This is a genomic window from Mesorhizobium waimense (assembly GCF_003601975.1).
In the GTDB taxonomy this organism is placed as follows: Bacteria; Pseudomonadota; Alphaproteobacteria; order Rhizobiales; family Rhizobiaceae; genus Mesorhizobium; species Mesorhizobium waimense.
Genome location: NZ_QZWZ01000044.1, coordinates 19,826 through 41,018, shown reverse-complemented (window position 1 = coordinate 41,018; position 21,193 = coordinate 19,826). Strand labels below are relative to the sequence as shown.

Sequence of the window (21,193 nt, the reverse complement as noted above, 5' to 3'; positions counted from 1 at the left end):
CCCCTGTGTTTCCGCAGGGGTAGGGCATGAGGAACGATCGGACGGATGATTCCGGTCGCGCAACAAGGTGCGATCCCGAGAGATTTTCCAGGAGGCAACAAAAACCCGCGCCTCTGACGGAGGGCGCGGGCCAATCGGGCGGAGTGCGGGAACGAAGAGGTCCCTGACTCGTCGATGATCTTCGCGGTTTAGTACCAGCGTCCACGGCCGTAGAAGCCGCCGCCGCCTAGCAGAATGACAATAAGAACTATGACCAGAATTGTGGTGATATCCATGTGGGCCATGCGCCTCCTGTGAGCGTCATTTATGCCTGTCCAAAATTGAGCGGTCTAACGTAAGCCAAAAAAGCTGAGTATCAATAGTACGATAACTACGGCTCCGACCATCCAAATAATACTGTTCACAACGGCCTCCCTTTACCTCGAGATGCCACGGAAAAACTATTGTCATTAGACGCAACGACTGTGCGACGTTTTTGTTCCACCACGTTGATTTTTAGTTCGGCAGAGTGCCGACAGTCGGTTTCCAGGGCGGAGCTACCCGATTCTGAGAGGATGCGGGCCAATCAGCACCGTCTGAAGCCGCGCTGGTCATTCCCCGGAGCTTCTCAAGGAGAAAGAAGGCGCTCGAGTTTGCTGCTGAGCTCGTCAAAGCTGAACGGTTTGCGAAGGACGACACGGCTGCTGAAGCCTTCGCGCATGTCGCGACCGCTGTTGCCAGTCGAATAGATGAAGGGCACACCGCGCTCGGCAAGCGCGTCGGCCACGGTATTGCTGTCGTCGCCATCCAGATTCATGTCCAGCATGGCGGCATCGAAAACCTGCCCTTCGATCAGGGCGATCGCCTTTTCGATCGTTGCGGCTGAGGTCACGGATTCGCATCCAAGATCGCCCAGCATGTCCTCAATCATCATCAGGACCAGAATTTCATCCTCGACAACGAGGAAGCGACGGCCAGAAAGCAGCTTATCCATCACGAGTTCCCGGTACCGGAATGTTCATCGTGCAGATCAACCCGTCCGGGCGATAGTCGAGTTGCACAGTGCCTTCGAGTTCGTGGGTCAGGCCGCGCTCGATCACGCGCGAACCGAACCCCTTTCGCAACGGCGGCGTAACGTTCGGCCCGTCCTTCTCTTGCCATGACAGGACCAGTCGGCGGCCCTCCGATGTTGGTTCGATCGTCCAATCGATCCGGATCGAACCCTTGTCATTGGAAAACGCACCATACTTCACGGCGTTGGTCGCAAGTTCGTGGAACGCGATGCCAAGTGCCAGGGCTGCCCTTGTCGAGAGGCGGATGTTCTCACCGGTAATCACCAAGCGCTCTGCCCGACCGTCGGTGACGCCGAACGGTTCCAGTGCATCGCGGAGGACATCGAGCAACCTGGCGCTGTGCCAGTTTTCGCGCGTCAGCAGGTTGTGCGACCGGGAAAGCGCAAACAGCCTGGACTCGACGGCCTCGCGGATCACCTTTGGATCGGAATTCGCTCGCGATGCCTGCCAGACGATCGACTGCACCGTTGCAAGCATGTTCTTCACGCGATGGTTCAATTCGTCGATGAGCATTTTGGATTGCGCCTGCTCCTCCTTGTGCCTGGTGAGATCGACGAAGGAGGTAAAATACTGGACGACGGCGCCGCTCCTGTCGCGGACAGGATTGACGAAAAGGGCCGCCCAGAATTCGCTGCCATCCTTGCGCCTGTAAAGGATTTCCGTGCTCGCCTCCGAATTGGCTTCGAACTCCGCCTTGATACGTTTCAGCGCCCCGGCGTCGGCGCCGTCCGCCATCAGGAAATTGAAGGGCTGACCCAGGACCTCTTCCCTGGCGTATCCGGTCAGGGCGAGGAAGGCGTCATTCGCAAAAATGATCGGATTGCCGGGTTCCTTTGCATCGGTGAAAACCATGGCCATTCGCGTTGTCTCGGCGGCAACAACGAACGGGCCAAGGTCGTGCTGAAAGCCCTCGACTTCGGCTTCGGCGTCCTTCTGCTGTTCGGACTTGTCAGGCATCGTGACCATTGATCCCGCCGTTGTGCAAGCCATTCGACAACGTAGCTTGCCCAAGGCATCCGCGCTACAGGCCGAGAGACTGGTGGAATGAAATCAAGGCGCAGTCACCAAGAACCCCGCGCGAAGGCGGGGGTCCACATGGATTGAAAAGCCCGCGCCGTCGCCAGCGCGGGCTCGTACTTGTCAGTAGGGCGAATTGCACTGCCGACGAGGGCCGTAGTTGGGCTGGAACGTGTTGTCCGAAGCGCGATAGCTCCGGTACCGATCGTAGCACCACTCCACATGGGCATCGCCGCCGCGATAGACACGGTTCTGGTTGTTGTTGATGATCGCGCTGGTGATCAGCGCGCCGGTGGCGAAGGCCGCCAGCGGGAACCAGTAGTCGCCATGACGGCGATAGCCGCGATGGTAGTCACGATAGCCGCGATGGCCATTCCAGTAGGCGCCATCATTTTGCGAAAAATTGCGATTGCGGTTGACGCTCCGGTGCTTCCTCCACGGCTTGTGGTCGATCGCCTGCACATCAGACGAGGCGGAAGGCGCTTGCGGCTGGAATATTCCGGCAGCGCCGGAAGGCCCGGCAGCGGCGGCCGCGAACGATACTGACAATGTGGCCGCCAGCAAACCCGATACGATCTTGTTCATTTTTCCTCCTTGAAGGGTGGTTGACGTCCCTATGGATTTAAAACGATTTAACCGCACTATGGTTCCGCCCGCTGGAAGGGCCGCGCCAGCAAATCAGATCGCCTTTCGAAAGTTCGAGGCCAAAAAGAAGCCCACCGGCTTTGACACCGATGGGCTGCGCTTCATCGCTGAAGCGGTACTAGAGCGGCGAGTGTATCAGCCGCCGCTGGCGGGTGCAGCCGGGGCCGGTGCGGGTTCGGCAGGCGCCGGTGCGGGTTCGGCAGGCGCGGGAGCCGGTGCGGCAGGCGCGGGTTCAGCCGGAGCGCTTGCAGCCGGCGCGGGTGCAGCCGGAGCGGGTGCGGCAGGCGCTTGGGCCGCAGGCGCATCAACCTTCACGTTGACGTCACCCCCGCCGCCCCCAGGCATGTGGACGATACCCGTAGCAAACAGCAATACGACTATTGCGACGATTGCCACGATGACGGCGATAGCTGTGGTGCCACCTCCGCCTCCGCCTGAATTGATAACAGTTGGGCCGTCAGCCATAATTTATCTCCTTTCAGATTACAAAAAATCCAAGCGTTTCAGACGCAAGCCCAAAATACCGGTGCGACTATCACCGTAAATGCTTCTGCCCAAGAGCTTTCCCAAGAATCGCTCGAAGATAAACGGACGACATCGGCTTCCGTTCCTTGAAGGGACGACTGGCCAAGAAAGATCCATTGCGAAGGTCTTCCTGAGGATGCTTCATACAGGCTTTGATGCTAGCTCGACAGGCTTGTCGCGGGGACCCGGCCGCTCAGCCAAGGATGAGGCCAGCCAGTAGAACCGTAAGGACAAGCGACAGCGGAAGGTAGCTGAGCAGGCCCGAATGTCGCGGAAGGCTACGCCGCCCGCGGGATGCGCGAGATGAATGTCGCCCTGGTCACCGATACGCTGGTGCCGTCGGTGTCGCTGATGACCTCGATCTTGGCTTCCAGCTGTTTGACCAGCGCCTCCACGATGGCTGTTCCGAGGCCCACGCTCGGCGGTTCGCCGGCCGCCTTGCCGGCGCCATTGTCCGAAACTGTCAGCTTCCAGTCGCTGCCGTCGGTCTCGTAGGTTACCTGGATCAGCGCCTTGGCCTTCTCCAACGGGAAGGCATATTTGATCGCGTTGAGGACAAGCTCGGTGACGATCAGGCCGAGGCTCACCGCCTTCTGCGAGTCTATCCTGCCGGCTTGCGCCGTGACGTTGACCTTGATCGGCTGGTCTTCACCGACCATCGACGAAGCCAGGCTGCTGCACAGCTTCGACAGATAGGACACGACTTCGATCTCCTCGAGGCCGGCCGAGGTGTGGAGATGACGCTGCACTTCGGCCACCGACAGCACCCGTTGATGGGCTTCCTTAAGGTGCTGGCGGGTTTCCTCCGAGGTGACCGAGCGGGCCTTCAGCAACAGGATGCTGGCGATGATCTGCAGGCTGTTGGCAACCCTGTGCTCCATCTCGCGCAGCAACACGTCCTTCTGTCGCAGCAGGTCTTCGGTGCGGCTGAGAAGCTCTTCCTTTTCCTTCTCGATCGAACGGCGGGCCGTGATGTCGTTGAAGGCGAGCAGGATGGTAGTGGCCGAACTGTGGTCGTAGAGCACCTTTCGCGCGTTGAGCAGCATCGTGCGCTGGCCGATATTGGGGAAATCATGCTCGACCTCGAAGCCGTCCATGGCGGTCTTCTCGAGGATGATCGTCTCCAAAAGCAGGCGCAGTGCCGGAATGTCCCACTGGCCATCGCCCAGCGCATAGAGCAGCGAGCCGTGCGTCTGCTCCGGGTCGACCTTGAAGGTCTCATAGAAGGAGCGGCTGGCCGCCAGCACACGAAACTGTTCGTCGAGCACGAGGAAAGGTTCGACTATCGTATTGACGATGGCCTGCGCCAACGTCTGCGCGTCTTCGATGTTCGCAATAGGATGGAACAAGGGCCAGAAGCCGATCTGGAGGCGTTTTCGCCTCCTCCTAGGGCTATCATTACACCGTTGCCGGCTTCGTGTCGCGAATTGAATCGGGCCGACAGTGCCAGCCAGCCTTTCCTTCCCTGGGGGCGAGCAGCGGTTCACGTCATTGCAGAGACCGATCGGCGAACGTCCCCGACATGTTCCCTTGCCGGGTTTCGGTCTGATCCCGCTATCGGACCTAAGTCTGAGTGCTGCGCGAAAAGGTCTGCAGTGTCGTATCGCCCGGAACTTTGGCGGTCTGTTCTCGTTCCCAGAAGCAAGTTTTCAGGAGGAAAAGATGGATGAGAGCGTCGGTCAAGCTCGCTGGTTATTGGCGCCAGTTTTCGGGATGTGTATAATTTTCATGACGATTGGGATTTTCTTAGGTTGATCTATGAAGATGTGTCCTAAAATCATGGTTTTAAAATTTTAGCAGCACCGGTATCTATGCAGTAACGTCCCGCCCTGTGTCGATAGGGTTCGCCTGCGACCCGCCCCGGGTGGCGGGAGAACCCTTGTGGGGCAACACTATGCTGTGGAACGCAAACATTGCGCGCCGACTAAATATACCCGATCATGACCTTGGCAGGGTGGAGGCATCAAGTGACGACCAGTCGTCGAGACCCGTCGGGCCCCGGGCTGGGGAGCATTCTTTCCGCTGCCACGGCCCCGCGCATGTCATTGCCCACCGTCGCGACTGTCGTGGCGGCGATCGCCGCCCTGTATTTCGGCCGCGAGGTTTTCCTGCCGATCGCCATCGCGCTGCTGCTGACCTTTGCGCTTGCCCCGGTGGTTTCCGCCCTCAAACGAATAGGCATTCCTCGCACCCCTGCTGTCATCGTCAGTGTGCTCAGCGCATTCGCGGCACTCGCCTTGTTATCCTTCATTGTCGCATCGCAGGTCAGCGAACTGGCGCAGAACATCCCAGTTTACCAGACTAACATCCTGACCAAGGTCAGATCCCTTAAGGAAACAGGCGTCGGGGGAGGGATCGTTTCCAGATTGAGCCGCGTGGTCGAGCGCATCGGCCAGGAGATCGAGCGCCAGGAGCCGCAGCTGCCATCCGCTGCCGAGGCACCGAAACGCGAACCCCTGCCGGTCGAGATCGTCGCCCGCGAAAGGCCGCTCGAAGTGCTGCAGAACCTGGTCGGCCCGCTGATCAGCCCGCTGGCTTCGGCCGGCCTGATCATCATCGTCGTCATCTTCATGCTGCTGGAGCGGGAGGATCTGCGCGACCGCTTCATCCGCCTCGTCGGCTACGGCGACCTTCACCGCACCACGCAGGCGCTGCAAGATGCCGGCACCAGGGTTGGCCAGTATCTGCTCATGCAGCTGGTGGTGAACATCGTCTACGCCGTGCCTATTGCCATCGGCCTCTGGATCCTCGGCATTCCCAATGCGCTGTTGTGGGGCCTGCTGGCGCTGGCGCTGCGCTTCGTTCCCTATATCGGCCCGGTCATCGGCGCGCTGCTGCCGCTGTTCCTGGCGCTGGCGGTGGCGCCCGGCTGGTCGCTGCTGCTATGGACCGCCGGGCTGTTCGTGGTCATGGAGATGCTCACCGGCAATGTGATCGAACCCTGGCTCTATGGCTCGCGCACCGGGCTGTCGCCGCTCGCCATCATCGTCGCCGCGATTTTCTGGACCTGGCTCTGGGGGCCGCTCGGACTGGTCCTGTCGACGCCGCTCACCGTCTGCCTGGTCGTGCTCGGCCGGCACGTGCCGCAGTTCGAATTCCTCGACGTCTTGTTCGGCAACGAGCCGGTGCTCGAGCCGCATGCCCGGCTTTACCAGCGGCTGCTGGCTGGCGATCCCGACGAGGCCACCGACCATGCCGAGGAAATGCTGGAAGAGAAGTATCTGGTCGACTTCTACGACAAGGTCGCCATTCCCGCCTTGCTGCTTGGCGAGCAGGATCGTGTACGGGGAGTCATGGACGAGCAGCAGCGGCAGCAGGTGGCGGCCAGCGCGCTGACGCTTGTCGCCAATCTCGACGACAGCGCGCAGGAGGAAGCGGCCGAGGAGGATGAGCTGACCGCGGCCGACGAGGCCGCTACGAACGGGGGCAAGGACGCCGCCGGCGAGGCCGAGGCCGAACTGCCCGATGGCACCGGCATGTCGGTGCTGTGTGCCGGCGGGCGCGGCGAACTCGACGATGCCGCCGCCGCCATGTTGGCGCAGGTGTTGGAAGTCCAGGGTGCGACGGTGTCGAAGGCAAGCTTTGCCGATATGGAGCCCGCCGGCATTCGCCGCCTCGAACTCGACGCCGTCGACAGCGTCGTGGTCGGCTTCCTCAATCGCGATTCCGTCAAGCACGCCCGTTTCCTGGTGCGCCGGCTGAAGCGCGCCAGGCCGGCGCTGCGGGTCGGCATCGTGTTCTGGTCGGAGGCCGGCAACAACGACAGGCAATCCGCCGAAGCACTGGCCGGCGATCTCAACGCCGATTTCGTCGCCTATGGCATGGTCGACGCCGGGCTGGGCGCGCTGACCGAGGCGCTGCCGGTCAAGCTCAAGCTCGCCGCCAAGCGTCGCCTGCGGCGACGCCCGCCCGCCCGGAAGAAGGCGGCGCTCGCTGTTGCCGGCTGAGGCCGCGCGCGACGGGGCTGCAGGCCTGGCCGTCGTCGCGCGAGGGCCATTGGATCCGGGCGTCACGGCCAGCAAAAAACGACCTATTGGAAATTGAGGTACAGCGCCGGCGGATACTGCGATCCGTCCGTAGCCGGCGCCGCCTTTGCGTCGGCAGGCGTGATCCCGCCCGTCGGTGTGTTGTCGAGCGGCGGCCGGGTCTTCTCGACCTTGGCGGCGTTGTCCCCAGTAACTGGGGTCTGCTTCTTGGCCTCCGCCGCTTGCGACAGTGCAAGCGCGACGAGCAGCGTGGATAGCATGGTTAGAACGAGTTTCATGACGACTCCCCTGTCTTTCCCGGCGTGACGTTACCGCCGACTGCCGGGCCCGGAAGGGCAGGCACGCGGAATGCCATGGAATTCTTTGGAATTGCTGGATTATTAGACAATGGAAATATAAGATGGGGCGGGGAACGCTGCGCCGGCGAAATGCCGGCGCATGGCATGGCCCGGGGCAGGGGCATGATCTCAAAAAGTGGGAACCGGGTTTGGGCAAGATCATACGCGGACCGGGAAATGGGACATGCCCTGGGGAGCAGCAGCCGGATGGCACAATACATCGCGCAGAAACTGCGGCTGACGTCAGCCGTGCTGGGCACTGTCACCCGCAAGGACCTGGCGGCGGCGTTCCGACGCGTCAATCCGGAGACGTCGTTCGACCTCGGTCGTGCCGACAAATGGCTGCAAGGCCGCGCGCAGCCGCGCCAGCTCAGCGTCTATGACGATTGGGCGAAGGTGCTGCGGCTCGAGCAGCCCGGCGCCTGGATCGCCGAATGCGATCTGTCGAGCTTCACGGCGGCGATATCGGCCCGCCATGGCATCGACAGGAACGAACTGGAGCGCCGCGCCAGCGCCCAGCTCGAAGCATCGTCCTCGCATGACGATCGCGGCCTCGGTATCGCGCTCGCCGGCATCTATGCCTGCTACTCGCGCGCGCTGTCGCCCTATTATCGCGGCCAGCTGATCAGGGGCGACCTGTCGATAGAGGCCGGGCCTGGCGCGCATGGCCTCAGCGCCATTTATCGCGAGGCCCTGCCAACGGGCCAGCTCGCGCTTGGCGGTCCGGTCATGCCGGCAAAGCGCGGCCTTTACATGTATCTGAGGGAAGCCGGCGGCGATGCCCAGTTCTTCCTCTGCCTATTCCCGCAGTCGCAGCCGGGAAGCGTGCTTGGCGGCTACATGTGCGGCACCACCATCATCGGCCCGGAGCCGCAGCCCTCGATCACCAGAATCCTCGTCTTCCGCCTGCGCGATCCGCTGCCCGGCGCCGAGGCACGAGGCGGATATCTGTTGCCGGAACAGTCGATAACAGAGGATCTGGCCTCGCTCGGCATGGCCATCGAGCACCCGGAGACGGTCGAGCGCCTGCTCACCGAATTCCTTTTTGGCGACGGCGGCGCCGACCAGATTCCGCCGGCGGAATTCCGCGCCATCCTCGACGTGTTCGACCGCGATTGGCTGAGCCATGCGGGCTAGGGCGGCCCTTCACACCGACCAGAAATAGCGCACCGTGTGAAAAAACACCGGGGCGGCGAAGACAAGGCTGTCGGCGCGGTCCATCATGCCGCCATGGCCCTCGATCAGATGGCCCCAGTCCTTCACGCCCTGGTCGCGCTTGATGGCCGAGGCGACAAGTCCCCCGAGGAAACCCATCAGGCAGGCCACGAGGGCGACGGCGGCTGCCTGCAAGGGCGAGAACGGCGTCAGGAACGACAGCAGCGCGCCGAGCAGGCTCGATGCGGCGAGCCCGCCGACCAGTCCTTCCCAAGTCTTCGACGGCGAGACCGTCGGCGACAGAAGGTGTTTTCCGAACAGCTTGCCGAAAATGTATTGCAGCACGTCGCTGCCTTGCACGGTGATGATCAGGAAGGCGATGAGCAAGAGGTTGCGGCCTTCGAAGCCCGGCACGTTGAGCGTCAGCAGCGCCGGCACATGGCTGACGCAGTAGACCGAGATCATAACCGCCCATTGCTGCGCCGAGACGCGCTCTAGGAAGCGCTCGGTGTCGCCGTTGAGCGCGGTGATCGCCGGCATCAGGAGGAAGCAGTAGACCGGGATGAAGATGGTGAAGAGCCCGTACCAGGCGGTCCACACCAGCCAATACTGGAACGGGATGATGATGCCGAACATGCCGAGCAGCACCCAGTGGTCGCTGCGCCGGCTGTGCGTCAGCGTCACGAATTCGCGCAGTGCGGCAAACGAGATCAGCGCGAACAGGATGGTCATGCCGGTGCGGCCGAAGAAGAAGGCGACGGTGATCGCCACCACCATCACCCACCAGGCGTTGATGCGCTGGGTGAGGTTGACCAGCGTCGAGGACAGCGGCTTCGGCGCCCGCCACGACAATATGCCGGCGACGAGGCTGGCCGTGGTCAGCACGCCGACCAGGCCGATCACCAGAATCATGGTTTCGTGTATCGGCGGCAGTGTCATACCGGGCCTCCGGCCCTTGATTTTTGCTTGACCATGATCTTGTCCAAAAACCGGAAGCCACTTTTTGGGATCATGGTCTAATCGTCTCGATCCGGGCGGGGGTTGAGCGCAAGCAGCGTCTGGCGCGCGCGCTCGAGGAAGGCGCGCCGGTCCTCGCCGGGCGCGATCGTCACCGCCGGGCCGAAGACGACGCGGCAGAGCAGCGGCACCGGCAGGAACTGGCCTTTGGGCAGCACGCGCGACATGTTCTCGATCCAACACGGGATCAGTTCGACCTCGGGCCGCGCCATCGACAGATTGTAGAGGCCGGAGCGGAAGGGCAGCAGCGGCTCGTCTGACGTGTTGCGGGTGCCTTCGGGAAACAGAATCAACGAATGGCCCTGGTCGAGCACCAAGAGCATGATCGAGATCGGGTTCTGCGCCTCGTCGGTCCACTGCCTGTGGATCAGCACCGACGACAGCATGTCCTCGGCGATGTAGCGGCGCAGCCGCGACTTGCCCCAGTATTCCGCCGCCGCAACCGCATGGGTGCGTGCGCGCACCTTTTCGCTGAGACAGGCCGAAAGCAGGATGAAGTCGCCATGGCTGGCATGGTTGGCGAAGTAGATGCGCTGCCGCTCCGACGGCTGGCTGCCGTTCCAGATCGGCCGCACCCCGGTCACCACCCAGGCCAGCGCCGACAGGCCAACCGAGGTTACCGTCTGCAGCAGGGTAAAAGTGTTGGCGCGGAGGTGGAGCTTTGTCATCGAAGGGCTCATAGGAATGCCGCCACGAGCGACGCCGCCGCAAACAGGGCAAAGGCGATGCGCTGCTTCATAAGCAGGCGGCGCGTGCCCGCCATACGCTGGTCCAGCGGGCGGGTGGCGGCAGGCGCCGGCTTCAGCCGCATGCGCGTCAGCACGTCGTCGACCGCGGCACCGCCTTCTGCCTCGCTGTCGTGGCTGGCCATCAGCCGGAACAGCAGCGCGTCGAACAGGATGAGCATGGAGAAGGCGAGGGTTGTCAGGGCGCCCATCGCAGCCACGAACCAGGCCGCCACCGACAGCGGCGTCGCCTGCGGTCCGGTCGCCAACCCGATGACGGGCGTGGCAAGCACACAGGCCGCGATCAGCAGCAGCGGCCACGCCGCCTGCACCATCAACCCAGCGGCGAAGGCCCCGGCTCTGTCTTGGAAGGCGTTGCCGCTCATGCCGGTTCGTCCACTCCGGCATGAATGTGCACCGGACGGCCGGATGCCGCGAGCACTTTCCGTGCTTGTGCTGCCGTGTGCGAGCGGCCGGTGGCGACCAGCCATCCGGCGACGACGCCGGCGCTGCGCTGGAAGCCGAGAGCGCAGCAGACCAGCACTGTGCCGCGCTTGCGCGCCGCCTCGATCGCCGGCACTGCTCTATCCAGCGGGCCCGGCGCGGGCGCCACGAGGTCGAGCATGGCAAGGCTGGTCCAGCGGCAGGAAATGCCGCGCGGCCGTTCCAGTTCGGCGGCAAGGTCGACAACTGTGCCGAAGCCGTTAGCCTCGCGAGCCGTCGGAAAGCGGCCAAGGAACACGCCGTCGGTAATCGCCACATGCGCCGGCAGTTTTCGGGTCCACGCCCACAGATTGATCCGGGCAGCAAGCCGGTAGGGCCAGAGCACGATGCGGCTGGCCAGCGGCACAGTGCCGTCGGTGGCTTTCTGGAACACTTTGGGTCCGGCCCCGGCATAGGCGAAGGCGACGATGGCCAGTGCTAGCGCCGGCCACAAAAGGATCAGCGCGACAGCCGAGACGAAGGCACCGAGAGCAGCGCCTGCCAGCGCCAGAGCCGCGCCCAGCGCATAAAACCGTGCCAGCCGCCTGGCCTTCGGGTCGGTCGCCAGCTGGAAGCCGGCGAAAGGCAATTCGCCCTCGCGCGGGAACAGCCACAGTGCAAAAAAGCCGAGCAGCGCCCCGGTCGGGATGTCGATGAAATGATGCTGCCATGTCGTCAGCACCGAGGCGCCGATCAGGAAGCACCACATGTGCCAGACGACACCGGTGATGCCACTCAGTCGCTGCCGCCAGTGGTTCCAGATGATCACCAGCAGCGCGATGTGCAGCGATGGCGCCTGGTTGAACGGTTTGTCGAAGCCGCCGAGCACCGCAAACAGGAAACCGGGCAGCCCAGAGGTTTCCGGCCGCACGAAGGTCGCCTTCAGCGGAAACAGGATGAAGCAGGTGATGGCGATGACCTGCGCCGTCAGATAGCGGCCGGCGAGGCGGTCGACGCCGCTCTTCGTATCGTTTAGCAGCAGCGACATGCCGTAAAACAGATTGATCGACCAATAGGGCACGATCGTCCAGGCCATGAACGGGATGTCGCGCTCCCACGCAAAGACGATGCTGCCGACATCGTCGCGCCGCGACGCCAGCCAATTGGCGAAGCCGTAGGTCGAGTAGAACAGCGGCGCCAACAGTACCAGCCAAAGCGCGGCCCTGAGCAAGATGGCGCTGAAGGGTTCTTTCGGCCGCTCGGCCGCAATGGGGGCAGGGGCAGCGGCAGGCACGGCCATGCTCAGACGCGCCGTGCGACCGAGACGGTGAAGATGCCCCACTGGTCGATGCGCTGATCGATCTTCTCGAAGCCGGCAGCAGCCACCAGCTGGTCCATCTCGCCCTGCGTGCGCCGCCGCATCACCCAGGCCTGGCCGCCGCGATGCGAGGTCAGGCTGCGCGCAATCATCTCCAGCTGCGGGTGCCAGGGCTGGTTGGTGTAGATCAGCAGGCCGCCGGGCTGCATGGCGCTGGCCAGTCCGCTCAGCGAGCGGGAAATCATCGCATTGTCGGCAAACAGCTCGTAGAGCCCGGAGACGATGGCGAGATCCGGCGCCGGCTTCAGGGCGGCCAGCATCTTTGCGTCGAAGGCGTCGGCCTTGCGGAAAGAGACGCTGATCGGCAAATTCCGGTCGGCGATCAGCTTCGAGCCCTGCCCGACATTGATGTCGGAATAATCTTGCAGCCGCACGCTGGCCGGCGGCTCGGCGCATTTGGCGACGGCATCGAGCACATAGCGGCCATGGCCGGCGGCGATGTCGACGATGTTGACGGGACGGCCGGCCGCCTTCAGCGCCGCGACAGCGTTGCCGATCAATTCTTCCAGATGCAGCTTGCGCTGGCGGATGCCGCGCCAGCCGATGGCGTCGAGGAAGGTGCGGTCGATCATGCGGCCGATGAAACCGGTGCCCCGCGCCTCGTTCTCGTAGACATAATCGAGCGTCGAGCCGGAATCGAAGCCAGTGGCGATCCCCATCTTCATGCCGAGCGACAGCCAGGCACCCATGCGGATCGAGGCGCGGCTCATGGCCCAGTAGAGACCCTTTGGCGACAGCAGAGCCAGTGGGGAGGCCAGGCGGTCGGCCTCGTCGCGCGTGTAACCGGTGCGGTCGGCGCCGGTCAGGTCTATCGCCTTCTCCGGCGCCGCGAATTGTTTTTCCAGGAATGGCCGGATCAGGTCGAGCGCCTGCTTGCGGTCGCGTTCGCCCAGCGTGTCGTGGAAGAAGCCGGGCAGCACATGCCGCTCCTTGGCCGGGCTCGCCAGGTTGACGAAGAACCCGTGCTGCGGTCCGTGCCGTACCACCCAGTCGGCGCCGGAGATCAGGAGCTGCGTCGGCACTGTGATGGCGCGGGCATCGGAAACGATGCGCGCGGCATGGGCGTAAAGCTCGACCAGAATGTTGGAGGCGATCGGCCGTGTGATCAGCGGATCGGCTTCGAAGGAGGCGATGCGCTGGGCATCATGTGTCAGCAACTTCGCCTTGACGTAGGAATTGACGAAGAAGCGGCCTTTGAGCTTCTGCCACAGCGCGATGCCTTCCTTGGCGAAGGGCACGTAGAGCTTGACCGAAAAGGCCGGCGAGGCCACCACCATCGCGCGGATGTCGGGCGCATAGTCATGCACCCAGGCGGCGGTGAGCACGGCGCCGAAGGATTGCGCGATCAGCGCGATGTCGCGCTGGCCAAACCCGTCCCTGCCGATTTCGCGCACGAAGCAGTCGATGTCGCGCACCAGAGCGGCAAAGGACGGCGCGTAGCCGCGTTCGCCGGCCGAGCGGCCATTGCCGCGCGCGTCCCAGGCATAGAAGGCATGGTCGGGCATGGTGAGTTCATCGACCAAATGCGCCATGCGGCCGCCATGCTCGTGGCCGCGGTGGAACAGCAGGATGGCGCCCTTGGCAGGTTTCCCGACCGCCGACCAGTAGCGGTAGAAGATCTCGGTGCCGTCATGGCTCTTGAAGGTCCGCTCCTCTGCCACGCGATCGAGGCTCGCCGGCGCGGCGCTGATGTTTTGTTCGTGAAGCATGGCGGTCCCCTCGAGGCTGGTCATCAGCCGCCGCTCCCACTAAGGCCGCTGCGTATCCGGTTGATGGCGGTCGCCAGCGACACTGTAGCCATGGCCGGAAACACAATGGGTGTAAGGACTTGCATCCACAGCCCGCAGGCGATGAGCAAGCCGATAATGCCGAGCGCCAGCGCCCGGTCGCTCTTGCCGAACGGGCCGGCATAGTTGCGCCCCGCGCCGGCGGCGACGCCGAGCACGCCGGCGAATTCGACGATGATCGCAGCGATGGCAAAGGCTACGACGCCCCAGACAGGGAAGGCGACGGCGAAGGCGAGGATCAGCGCCACGTCCGAAACAACGTCGCAGAGCTCGTTGAGATACATGCCGAGTTTTGAAGCCTGCCCATGCTCCCGCGCGAGCATGCCGTCGATGGCGTTGAGCGCCATGCGCGCGAACAGCACCGCCGGCATCAGCAGGAACACCGCCCGATGCTCGGCAAACGCGGCGACAACCGCGCCGGTGGCGATCGAGAGTACTGCAGCGAGAAGCGTGATCTGGTTGGCGGTGACACCGGTTCTTGCCAACCAATCGGCAAACGGCCTCAACCTCGCCTGGAAGGCTGGTTTCAACGCATAGAGCGTCGGCATCTGCGATTCCCCAACCCGTGCCTCAATAAGGGCGAAGATGGTCAATCGGCGGGCAAGACGCAAGGGGCGGAGGTGCGCTGTCTTCCCTACGTTGCGACGCCGGAATGGCACGGGGATGGGGTCAATGCCGTGGCCAATTGTATTTTAGCACATGCTTGACAAAGCCGCCGCCGCGGGGTCACTTTCGCCGATCGTTTCTGGGAGAGGGGATGCCGATGAAAAAGGCCTACAGCAAGCCGACGCTTAGCCGGCGCGAAAAGCTGTCCGTGATGACGGCAGGTGCGCCCGTTTCAGACGCCAATCCAAAGGCTTGATCGAGGCTTGAGTCTCCCGCGAGGAGAAGGCTGGCCAGGAGCGGGCGGTACACTGCGCAAGTGCCCGCCCGTCCGGCGCCGCCGCCAATGCTGTTGAAACCCCGTCCGTCCCCAACAGCCACGGATATGGCGTGACCCGTAACTGTGCGAATATCCATTGGCGGTGCCGCCTGTCAACGCCGTCCGCCATGGCCTGAAAGAGGGATTTTCGGTGTCCGGGCAGCCGTCCGGGCGTACTGCGCGATCGCGCCATTGCTGGGTGAAAGACCTCGGAAAAGCCGGTTTTCCGGGCTTTTCGGCGGTTGCAGGGAACGCTGCGTCAGCCCTGTTCTAGGCGCTTGAATCGGGTTTACTTTTCGCTGGCCGGAACGCTCCGCGCCGGGCTTTTCAACCTGACTTTTTTTGGGTGTATTTTCGTGGCGGCGGTTTTGGCGCCCTTCGCCGCCGGGGACTTGGGTTGCCACTGCCGCCAAGCCCCTGCGAAGGCGTGCCGGAAACAGCAATGGCGGGCCGGAGCCCGCCATTTCCGAACAGTGTCCCGATGCAGCAACGACTCAGTTGGCGCCGCCCAGCTTCTTGGTCATGGCGCAGAAGTCATTGTGCTCCTTGGCGATTCCCTCGTCGCTGCATTCCTTCGACATGCCGGCGCGATCTTCCTCGCTCATGGCCATCCAGGCCGCCTTGAAATCGGCTTCCGGCTTCATGGTCTTCATGCCGCTATCCGTGAAGAAGGGGGTCATCTTGTCCGGGTTGTCGAGCGCGCCGGCCAGCGCCGCGCCGCTCACCATCGAAAGCGCCATCGCGCCCATGCAAAGCATCTTGATGCTCATGGCAAATTCCTCCGGTTTGAAAAAGATCGTCCAGGTTGCGATCGCTGGAAAAAACGAGCTCTACGTAGAAAAAGTTTCAAGCATTTGGAGACTTTTCAAATGCATGTGCTTCACAGTGCGGGCGATAGAAAGCAAATTACAGGATAGAGTCCTGAAAGGTAGAGTTAAGCGAAATATATTTTGGAATTGCGCCGCTCTCAGGGTGAGGGAGACCTGAAGCAGACTGGCAGAGATCCTTCGCAGCATAAACGAGACGGCAGGAAAAAGTTTCTCGCGATGCTGCGAGGAGGCGCAAATAACAGCCTCTCGCGTCACTGCAACGATGCTCGGGGGCTAAGGCAGCCGGCCAAAGCGCGGCAAAACCAACTCGGCGGCTGGCGGTCGTCCCCTAACGATGTGGTGATGAACGAAAATCGAGGCAAATCCTTAGGAAATAGTTAGTGTATTCATGGTTGCTTAAATGCGCTATGCGGATGCTTCTGAATATTTTCTGGGACTTTGTCTTCCACTGCCTGCGTCGCGGCGCCGAGGCGGGCGGCAACGTCGCCGTCGTTTTCGCGCTGACTTTGCCCGTCGTCGTCGGCGGGGCAGGTCTCGGCGTGGAGACGTCCTACTGGTACTATTCGCGCCTGAAGCTGCAGGCGACGGCGGACGCCGCCGCCTATGCCGGTGCGCTCGAGAAGGTCGCGGGATCCGACACCGCGGCGATCACGACGGCCGCCACCCAGTCGGCCACCTCGAACGGACTAGGCACCGGCACCATCGTCGTCAACACGCCGCCCACCTCGGGGCCGAACACGGCCAACAAGGCGGTCGAGGTGATCCTCAACCAGAACCTTGACCGGATCTTCACCTCGATCTTCGTTCAGGGGCAGGTTCCCGAAAAGGCGAGGGCGGTGGCGCTCATCACCGATGGCGCCTATGCCTGCAACATAGCGCTCAATGCGTCGGCCTCGCAGGCGGTGCTCTTTTCCGGCAACACCAGCCCCAAGCAGACCGGCTGCGTCACCATGTCGAATTCGATCGCCAGCGATGCAATCAAGCTTCAGGGCTCGGCGACCCTCCAGACTGACTGCCTGATATCGGTTGGCGGCGTTTCGCTTAGCAACACACCCACGATGGTCTGCAAGGCCCCGATTACCCAGGCCTTGCCTGCGGCCGATCCCTTCTCCAGCCTGCCGGCGCCCACGGCCTCGAACCCGTGCAAGAACGTCAACGGCAACAAAACCTCGCAAACGCTCCAGCCTGGCACCTATTGCAGCGGCATGAGCCTCAACGGCGACGTCACGCTTTCTCCGGGTGTCTATGTCGTGGAGGGCAGTTTGAAGGTCAACGCCAACGCGGTCGTCTCCGGAACCGGCGTGACCATCTTCATGTCCGGAAGCAATACCGTCAGCATGAACGGCAACGCCACGGTGACGCTGAGCGCGCCGACCTCGGGCACCTATTCCGGCATGCTGTTCTACGGCGACAGGACGGGGACCGCGGCGGATAGCACCTTCAACGGCACCGCGGACTCGCTTTTGACCGGGGCCATCTATTTCCCCAGGCAGCAGGTCAACTATCTCGGCAATTTCTCGGGCATTAATGGCTGCACCCAGGTGGTTGCGGACACGATCCAGTGGTCCGGCAGTACGACCATCAAGCAGGACTGTTCGAGCCTTGGAATGAAGAATATTCCGGCTGCCCAAGCCGTGCAGATCGTCGAGTAGCGGCATGGGGCTATTCGCGATCCGCTTCCGCAAGAACCGCTCCGGCGCCGCCGCGGTGGAATTCGCGCTCGTGCTGCCGGTGCTGTGCACCGTGCTCTTCGGCATCGCCGACGGCTGGTCCTACGTCACCAGTTCGATGGCGATGCGGGCCGGCGTGAAGACGGCGGCGAACCTGGTGATGGCCGGCGCTACCGACGACAACGCCATCCAGGCCGCGGCGGTGGCAAGCTGGGAAAAGAAACCGGACGATGCGGCGGTCACCGTTACCCGCAGCTACAAGTGCGGAACGACCGTGGTCACTTCGACGACCACCTGCGCGGGCCCGAAGGTGTCTTCGGTCTTCGTCCAGATCCAGGCGTCGGGCACCTGGGTTCCGCCTTTCACCTTCGGCGTCTTCCCGGGCAACAGCGCGATTTCCCATCAGCAGGTGGTCCGTGTCCGCTAAACAGAGAGCCAGGGCGTTTGCCGGCGATGCCTCGGGCGGCGCCGCTTTCGAGTTCGCGCTGATCGCGCCTTTCCTGATCATGCTCCTGTTCGGCATCTTCGCCTTCGGCTGGTCGATGAACAACATGTCCAGCGTGCGCTACGCGCTCGAGGCGTCCGCGCGCTCCCTGCAGCTCAACAACACGATGACCGAGTCCCAGATCCAGGCGATCGCGAAACAGAAGCTTGAGGCGCTCGGCCTGAAGAACGTCAGCGTCACGATCACCACCGATCCGGCGAGCGGCGGCTTCAAGATGGCGCATGTCAACGCCAGCTATGCCTTCGTCATCGACTTTCCCTATTTCGACCAGTACCCCATAAACTACACGACAACCGTGGCCGTGCCGCTGGTTGCCTCGTAGGAGGCGCGAGGCGGCCAGTTTTTGCCGGCTTCAGTCTCCGTCAGAAGAAGCCTTGCCGCACTCAGCCAGCACCTTGCCGATGGCGGCGCTCGAACCGCCAAGTGAAAAACTGTTCTCGCCATATTTGTCCGACGCGACCGTGATTTCGCCGTTGGCGCGCAACAGGTCGAGCAGCGGGTCGGCGCTGTCCATCTGCACCGTGAAGTAATTGTACATCGCCTCGAGTTCGAGCGTCTTGGTCACGGCCTTGCCGCCGGCCTTGAACACGAACGAAGCGCTGATGCCGGGTTCCAGCTGCGCGCCGGCGGCACCCAGATCATAGCTCAGCGTCGGCTTGCCGAAACAGGTCAGCATCAGTTGCGCATCGGCCTTCGGCCCGCCGCAGACAGACGCCGTCAGCACGCTGCCGCCCTCGTCTTCCTCGATTTTCGCGGTCCAGCCGCAAGGTGCTGCAAACGCCGGCAGAGTGGCCGCGACGGAGCCAGCCACGATGAATATCGCCAATCCGCTTCGCATGATCCCCTCCCAGGACGTGCAGGCATCTGCGGCCACATGGCGATCATACAGAACTGCCATTATTCGCAAAGGAGATTGGCGAAAGCCGAAGCGACAGCCGATCTCCCCGGCAAGGGGGAGATCACTCGCTCGGCCACCTTCGCCCATCACAACCACCCCTCATGGACTTCGCCAAAATACAACCCATATTGAATCCAAGGAGCTTTGAGCGTGACCTTCGCGCGGGTGGCCCTTCTTGCCGCGGCTTTTGTTGCCGCCGCAGTCTTTTCTCCCTTCTCATCGGCTGGGAGCGGGAAGGTCGCGCTGAGCGTCGCGATCGACGGCGCCATCGGGCCGGCAAGCACAAGGCAGCTCCAGGAAGCGCTTGATGTCGCCGCCAGGCGGGACGCCGAAGTCCTTATCCTTCAGCTCGATACGCCGGGCGGGCTGGTCACATCGATGCGCGAGATGATCGCCGACATCCTGGCTTCGCCGGTTCCCATCATCGGCTATGTCGCGCCGGCCGGCGGCCATGCGGCGAGTGCCGGCACCTACATCCTCTATGCCACCCATGTGGCGGCGATGGCGCCCGGAACCAATCTGGGTGCCGCGACACCGGTCGAGATGGGTGGGCTGCCGTCGCTGCCGGGCGACGACAAGAAAAAGGACGACAAGAGCACCGGGCCGCCGGCCGCCGACGCGATGATGGCCAAGGTGACCAATGACGCGGTCGCCCTGATCCGTTCGCTCGCTGAACTTCGCGGACGCAATGGCGACTGGGGCGAAAAGGCCGTGCGCGAAGCGGCCAGCCTGTCGGCTAACGGAGCATTGCAGGAGCATGTCATCGACTTCGTCGCCCGCGACATGACCGAGCTGCTGCAACTGGCGGATGGGCGCACCGTCGAGGCGGCCGGCGCCAAAAAGACACTGGCGACGAAAGGGCTGCCGGTCGAGACGCTGGAGCCCGGCTGGTTCATCAGGCTTCTCTCCGTCATCACCGATCCGAACGTCGCCGTCATCCTGATGCTGGTCGGCATCTACGGCATCGTCTTCGAGTTCACCAGCCCCGGCGCTGTGGCGCCCGGTGTGGTCGGCACGATCTGCCTCGTGCTCGGGCTCTATGCGCTCAATCTCCTGCCGATCAACTATGCCGGCCTTGCCCTGATGCTGCTCGGCATCGCCTTCCTTGCCGTCGAGGCCTTCAACCCCACCGTGGTGCTTGGGCTGGGCGGCGTGAGCGCCTTTCTGCTTGGCGCCGCCATGCTGCTCAAGGTCGAGGGTCCCGGCTTCGAGATGTCATGGGCGGTCATCGGCGCCGCCACCGCCCTGACGCTTGGCCTGGCGCTGCTCACCGGCAGCTATCTGTGGGCGGCGCGCCGGAGCCTGCCGCGTGTCGGCGGCGAGGCCATGCGCGGCCAGCCCGCTAAGATCCTCGACTGGCAGGGCGGCGAGGGCCATGTGCTGGCTTTAGGAGAGCGCTGGCGGGCGAGGGCCAATGAACCCGTCGCACCGGGCGACAGCGTCGAGGTGACCGATGTCAGCGACCTCGTGCTGACGGTGCGGCGCCGCGATGCCGGACAGAATGGAGCAAGACAATGATGGTTGGTTACGTGGCCTATCTGGTACTCGCTCTGGTCGTGGTCATGTTCCTGTCCGCGGCCATCCGCATTCTCAGGGAATATGAGCGTGGCGTGATCTTCACGCTTGGCCGCTTCACCGGGGTCAAAGGGCCCGGCCTCATCATCCTCGTCCCCTTCATCCAGCAGATGGTGCGGGTCGACCTGCGCGTCGTGGTCCAGGACGTGCCGCCGCAGGACGTGATCTCGCGCGACAACGTCTCGGTGAAGGTCAACGCCGTGCTCTATTTCCGCATCGTCGATGCCGAGCGGGCGATCATCCAGGTCGAGGACTTCATGGCCGCCACCAACCAGCTGGCGCAGACCACGCTGCGCTCGGTACTCGGCAAACACGAGCTCGACGAGATGCTGGCCGAGCGCGACAAGCTCAACAACGACATCCAGGAGATCCTCGACCAGCGCACCGATGCCTGGGGCATCAAGGTCTCCAATGTCGAGATCAAGCATGTCGACCTGAACGAAAGCATGGTCCGCGCCATCGCCAAGCAGGCCGAGGCCGAGCGGCTGCGCCGCGCCAAGGTGATCAATGCCGATGGCGAGCAGCAGGCGGCGGCAAAGCTGGTCGAGGCCGGCCGGATGCTGGCAGCCGAGCCGCAAGCCATGCAACTGCGCTATTTCGAAGCCCTGCACGACATCGCCGGCGAGCGCTCGTCCACGGTGGTATTCCCGCTGCCAGTGGATTTGCTCAGCCAGTTCCTGAAGCAGCAGGGTGAGGCGAAGTAGTGAAGATTGGGGAAAGCCAAGACGGCAGCCGATCTCGCCCG

Annotated in this window: 20 protein-coding genes and 1 pseudogene; 7 read left to right on the top strand and 14 right to left on the bottom strand. The window is 63.1% G+C overall.

Annotation, left to right across the window (positions count from 1 at the left end):
• Positions 1 to 607: 607 nt before the first annotated feature.
• The 5 genes and pseudogenes from D3227_RS32520 to D3227_RS32500 form a co-directional block, all read right to left on the bottom strand.
• Entirely contained in the window at positions 608 to 973 is a 366-nt protein-coding gene (locus D3227_RS32520) for a response regulator (protein ID WP_120018274.1), read from the bottom strand.
• Positions 966 to 1,565, bottom strand: coding sequence for a sensor histidine kinase (locus D3227_RS43155; RefSeq protein ID WP_245451983.1), 600 nt, complete (start codon positions 1,563 to 1,565; stop codon positions 966 to 968). The genes D3227_RS32520 and D3227_RS43155 overlap by 8 nt, the downstream gene beginning before the upstream one ends.
• A 69-nt stretch (positions 1,566 to 1,634) precedes the next feature.
• Positions 1,635 to 1,904 (bottom strand): annotated as a pseudogene (locus D3227_RS43150) (PAS domain-containing protein); the annotation flags it as partial.
• A gap of 288 nt (positions 1,905 to 2,192) precedes the next feature.
• Positions 2,193 to 2,654, bottom strand: a complete 462-nt coding sequence (locus D3227_RS32510) for a BA14K family protein (protein ID WP_120018272.1) — start codon at positions 2,652 to 2,654, stop codon at positions 2,193 to 2,195.
• A gap of 863 nt (positions 2,655 to 3,517) precedes the next feature.
• On the bottom strand, positions 3,518 to 4,588 hold the full coding sequence (locus D3227_RS32500; protein ID WP_120018271.1) for a sensor histidine kinase: 1,071 nt from the start codon (positions 4,586 to 4,588) through the stop codon (positions 3,518 to 3,520).
• 690 nt (positions 4,589 to 5,278) lie between these two features.
• Between D3227_RS32500 and D3227_RS32490 the strand changes: the two genes are divergently transcribed.
• Positions 5,279 to 7,186, top strand: a complete 1,908-nt coding sequence (locus D3227_RS32490; RefSeq protein ID WP_245451981.1) for an AI-2E family transporter — start codon at positions 5,279 to 5,281, stop codon at positions 7,184 to 7,186.
• An 83-nt stretch (positions 7,187 to 7,269) separates the two neighbouring features.
• Here the strand turns inward: D3227_RS32490 and D3227_RS32485 are convergent, their stop codons facing one another.
• Entirely contained in the window at positions 7,270 to 7,503 is a 234-nt protein-coding gene (locus D3227_RS32485; RefSeq protein ID WP_120018268.1) for a hypothetical protein, read from the bottom strand.
• Positions 7,504 to 7,770: 267 nt separating this feature from the next.
• Here D3227_RS32485 and D3227_RS32480 point away from each other — a divergent pair, with 267 nt between their 5' ends.
• Positions 7,771 to 8,700 (top strand): hypothetical protein, encoded by a 930-nt coding sequence (locus D3227_RS32480; protein WP_120018267.1) that lies wholly within the window; start codon positions 7,771 to 7,773, stop codon positions 8,698 to 8,700.
• 9 nt (positions 8,701 to 8,709) lie between these two features.
• Here D3227_RS32480 and D3227_RS32475 read toward each other — a convergent pair whose 3' ends face one another.
• From D3227_RS32475 to D3227_RS32445, 7 genes are all read right to left on the bottom strand, one after another.
• A complete protein-coding gene (locus D3227_RS32475; RefSeq protein WP_167480952.1) occupies positions 8,710 to 9,657 on the bottom strand; it encodes a phosphatidate cytidylyltransferase in 948 nt (315 codons plus the stop codon).
• Between the two features lie 77 nt (positions 9,658 to 9,734).
• Complete coding sequence (locus D3227_RS32470) at positions 9,735 to 10,403, bottom strand: lysophospholipid acyltransferase family protein (protein ID WP_120018283.1); 669 nt, start codon at positions 10,401 to 10,403, stop codon at positions 9,735 to 9,737.
• A gap of 8 nt (positions 10,404 to 10,411) precedes the next feature.
• On the bottom strand, positions 10,412 to 10,846 hold the full coding sequence (locus tag D3227_RS32465; RefSeq protein ID WP_120018266.1) for a hypothetical protein: 435 nt from the start codon (positions 10,844 to 10,846) through the stop codon (positions 10,412 to 10,414).
• Complete coding sequence (locus D3227_RS32460; protein ID WP_120018265.1) at positions 10,843 to 12,183, bottom strand: phosphatase PAP2/dual specificity phosphatase family protein; 1,341 nt, start codon at positions 12,181 to 12,183, stop codon at positions 10,843 to 10,845. Before D3227_RS32460 ends, D3227_RS32465 begins: the two co-directional genes overlap by 4 nt.
• Before the next feature lie 2 nt (positions 12,184 to 12,185).
• Positions 12,186 to 13,994 carry a bifunctional alpha/beta hydrolase/class I SAM-dependent methyltransferase gene (locus D3227_RS32455; RefSeq protein WP_120018264.1) on the bottom strand — a complete coding sequence of 603 codons (1,809 nt, stop codon included), beginning with the start codon at positions 13,992 to 13,994 and terminating at the stop codon, positions 12,186 to 12,188.
• Positions 13,994 to 14,596 carry a CDP-alcohol phosphatidyltransferase family protein gene (locus D3227_RS32450; protein WP_120018263.1) on the bottom strand — a complete coding sequence of 201 codons (603 nt, stop codon included), beginning with the start codon at positions 14,594 to 14,596 and terminating at the stop codon, positions 13,994 to 13,996. Before D3227_RS32450 ends, D3227_RS32455 begins: the two co-directional genes overlap by 1 nt.
• Before the next feature lie 868 nt (positions 14,597 to 15,464).
• Complete coding sequence (locus tag D3227_RS32445; protein WP_120018262.1) at positions 15,465 to 15,740, bottom strand: hypothetical protein; 276 nt, start codon at positions 15,738 to 15,740, stop codon at positions 15,465 to 15,467.
• Between the two features lie 473 nt (positions 15,741 to 16,213).
• Between D3227_RS32445 and D3227_RS32440 the strand changes: the two genes are divergently transcribed.
• The 3 genes from D3227_RS32440 to D3227_RS32430 are packed head-to-tail and all read left to right on the top strand — an operon-like array spanning position 16,214 to position 18,297.
• Positions 16,214 to 17,452, top strand: coding sequence for a pilus assembly protein TadG-related protein (locus tag D3227_RS32440; protein WP_167480951.1), 1,239 nt, complete (start codon positions 16,214 to 16,216; stop codon positions 17,450 to 17,452).
• A gap of 4 nt (positions 17,453 to 17,456) precedes the next feature.
• Positions 17,457 to 17,897 carry a TadE/TadG family type IV pilus assembly protein gene (locus D3227_RS32435; RefSeq protein WP_120018261.1) on the top strand — a complete coding sequence of 147 codons (441 nt, stop codon included), beginning with the start codon at positions 17,457 to 17,459 and terminating at the stop codon, positions 17,895 to 17,897.
• On the top strand, positions 17,887 to 18,297 hold the full coding sequence (locus D3227_RS32430) for a TadE/TadG family type IV pilus assembly protein (protein WP_120018260.1): 411 nt from the start codon (positions 17,887 to 17,889) through the stop codon (positions 18,295 to 18,297). The genes D3227_RS32435 and D3227_RS32430 overlap by 11 nt, the downstream gene beginning before the upstream one ends.
• A gap of 30 nt (positions 18,298 to 18,327) precedes the next feature.
• On the opposite strand, the gene D3227_RS32425 is transcribed toward D3227_RS32430, so the two are convergent.
• Positions 18,328 to 18,813 carry a hypothetical protein gene (locus tag D3227_RS32425; RefSeq protein ID WP_245451980.1) on the bottom strand — a complete coding sequence of 162 codons (486 nt, stop codon included), beginning with the start codon at positions 18,811 to 18,813 and terminating at the stop codon, positions 18,328 to 18,330.
• A gap of 210 nt (positions 18,814 to 19,023) precedes the next feature.
• Between D3227_RS32425 and D3227_RS32420 the strand changes: the two genes are divergently transcribed.
• A complete protein-coding gene (locus tag D3227_RS32420) occupies positions 19,024 to 20,391 on the top strand; it encodes an NfeD family protein (RefSeq protein WP_120018259.1) in 1,368 nt (455 codons plus the stop codon).
• A complete protein-coding gene (locus tag D3227_RS32415) occupies positions 20,388 to 21,152 on the top strand; it encodes a slipin family protein (RefSeq protein ID WP_120018258.1) in 765 nt (254 codons plus the stop codon). Before D3227_RS32420 ends, D3227_RS32415 begins: the two co-directional genes overlap by 4 nt.
• Positions 21,153 to 21,193 lie beyond the last annotated feature (41 nt).

What these genes read in the sequence shown, in the direction of transcription:
- D3227_RS32445 (WP_120018262.1), bottom strand. Translation starts at nt 15,740, where the DNA reads ATGAGCATCAAGATGCTTTGCATGGGCGCGATGGCGCTTTCGATGGTG.
- D3227_RS32415 (WP_120018258.1), top strand. Translation starts at nt 20,388, where the DNA reads ATGATGGTTGGTTACGTGGCCTATCTGGTACTCGCTCTGGTCGTGGTC.
- D3227_RS32470 (WP_120018283.1), bottom strand. Translation starts at nt 10,403, where the DNA reads ATGACAAAGCTCCACCTCCGCGCCAACACTTTTACCCTGCTGCAGACG.
- D3227_RS32455 (WP_120018264.1), bottom strand. Translation starts at nt 13,994, where the DNA reads ATGACCAGCCTCGAGGGGACCGCCATGCTTCACGAACAAAACATCAGC.
- D3227_RS43155 (WP_245451983.1), bottom strand. Translation starts at nt 1,565, where the DNA reads ATGCTCATCGACGAATTGAACCATCGCGTGAAGAACATGCTTGCAACG.
- D3227_RS32475 (WP_167480952.1), bottom strand. Translation starts at nt 9,657, where the DNA reads ATGACACTGCCGCCGATACACGAAACCATGATTCTGGTGATCGGCCTG.
- D3227_RS32435 (WP_120018261.1), top strand. Translation starts at nt 17,457, where the DNA reads ATGGGGCTATTCGCGATCCGCTTCCGCAAGAACCGCTCCGGCGCCGCC.
- D3227_RS32510 (WP_120018272.1), bottom strand. Translation starts at nt 2,654, where the DNA reads ATGAACAAGATCGTATCGGGTTTGCTGGCGGCCACATTGTCAGTATCG.
- D3227_RS32480 (WP_120018267.1), top strand. Translation starts at nt 7,771, where the DNA reads ATGGCACAATACATCGCGCAGAAACTGCGGCTGACGTCAGCCGTGCTG.
- D3227_RS32440 (WP_167480951.1), top strand. Translation starts at nt 16,214, where the DNA reads ATGCTTCTGAATATTTTCTGGGACTTTGTCTTCCACTGCCTGCGTCGC.
- D3227_RS32465 (WP_120018266.1), bottom strand. Translation starts at nt 10,846, where the DNA reads ATGAGCGGCAACGCCTTCCAAGACAGAGCCGGGGCCTTCGCCGCTGGG.
- D3227_RS32485 (WP_120018268.1), bottom strand. Translation starts at nt 7,503, where the DNA reads ATGAAACTCGTTCTAACCATGCTATCCACGCTGCTCGTCGCGCTTGCA.
- D3227_RS32490 (WP_245451981.1), top strand. Translation starts at nt 5,279, where the DNA reads ATGTCATTGCCCACCGTCGCGACTGTCGTGGCGGCGATCGCCGCCCTG.
- D3227_RS32460 (WP_120018265.1), bottom strand. Translation starts at nt 12,183, where the DNA reads ATGGCCGTGCCTGCCGCTGCCCCTGCCCCCATTGCGGCCGAGCGGCCG.
- D3227_RS32450 (WP_120018263.1), bottom strand. Translation starts at nt 14,596, where the DNA reads ATGCCGACGCTCTATGCGTTGAAACCAGCCTTCCAGGCGAGGTTGAGG.
- D3227_RS32425 (WP_245451980.1), bottom strand. Translation starts at nt 18,813, where the DNA reads ATGCGAAGCGGATTGGCGATATTCATCGTGGCTGGCTCCGTCGCGGCC.
- D3227_RS32520 (WP_120018274.1), bottom strand. Translation starts at nt 973, where the DNA reads ATGGATAAGCTGCTTTCTGGCCGTCGCTTCCTCGTTGTCGAGGATGAA.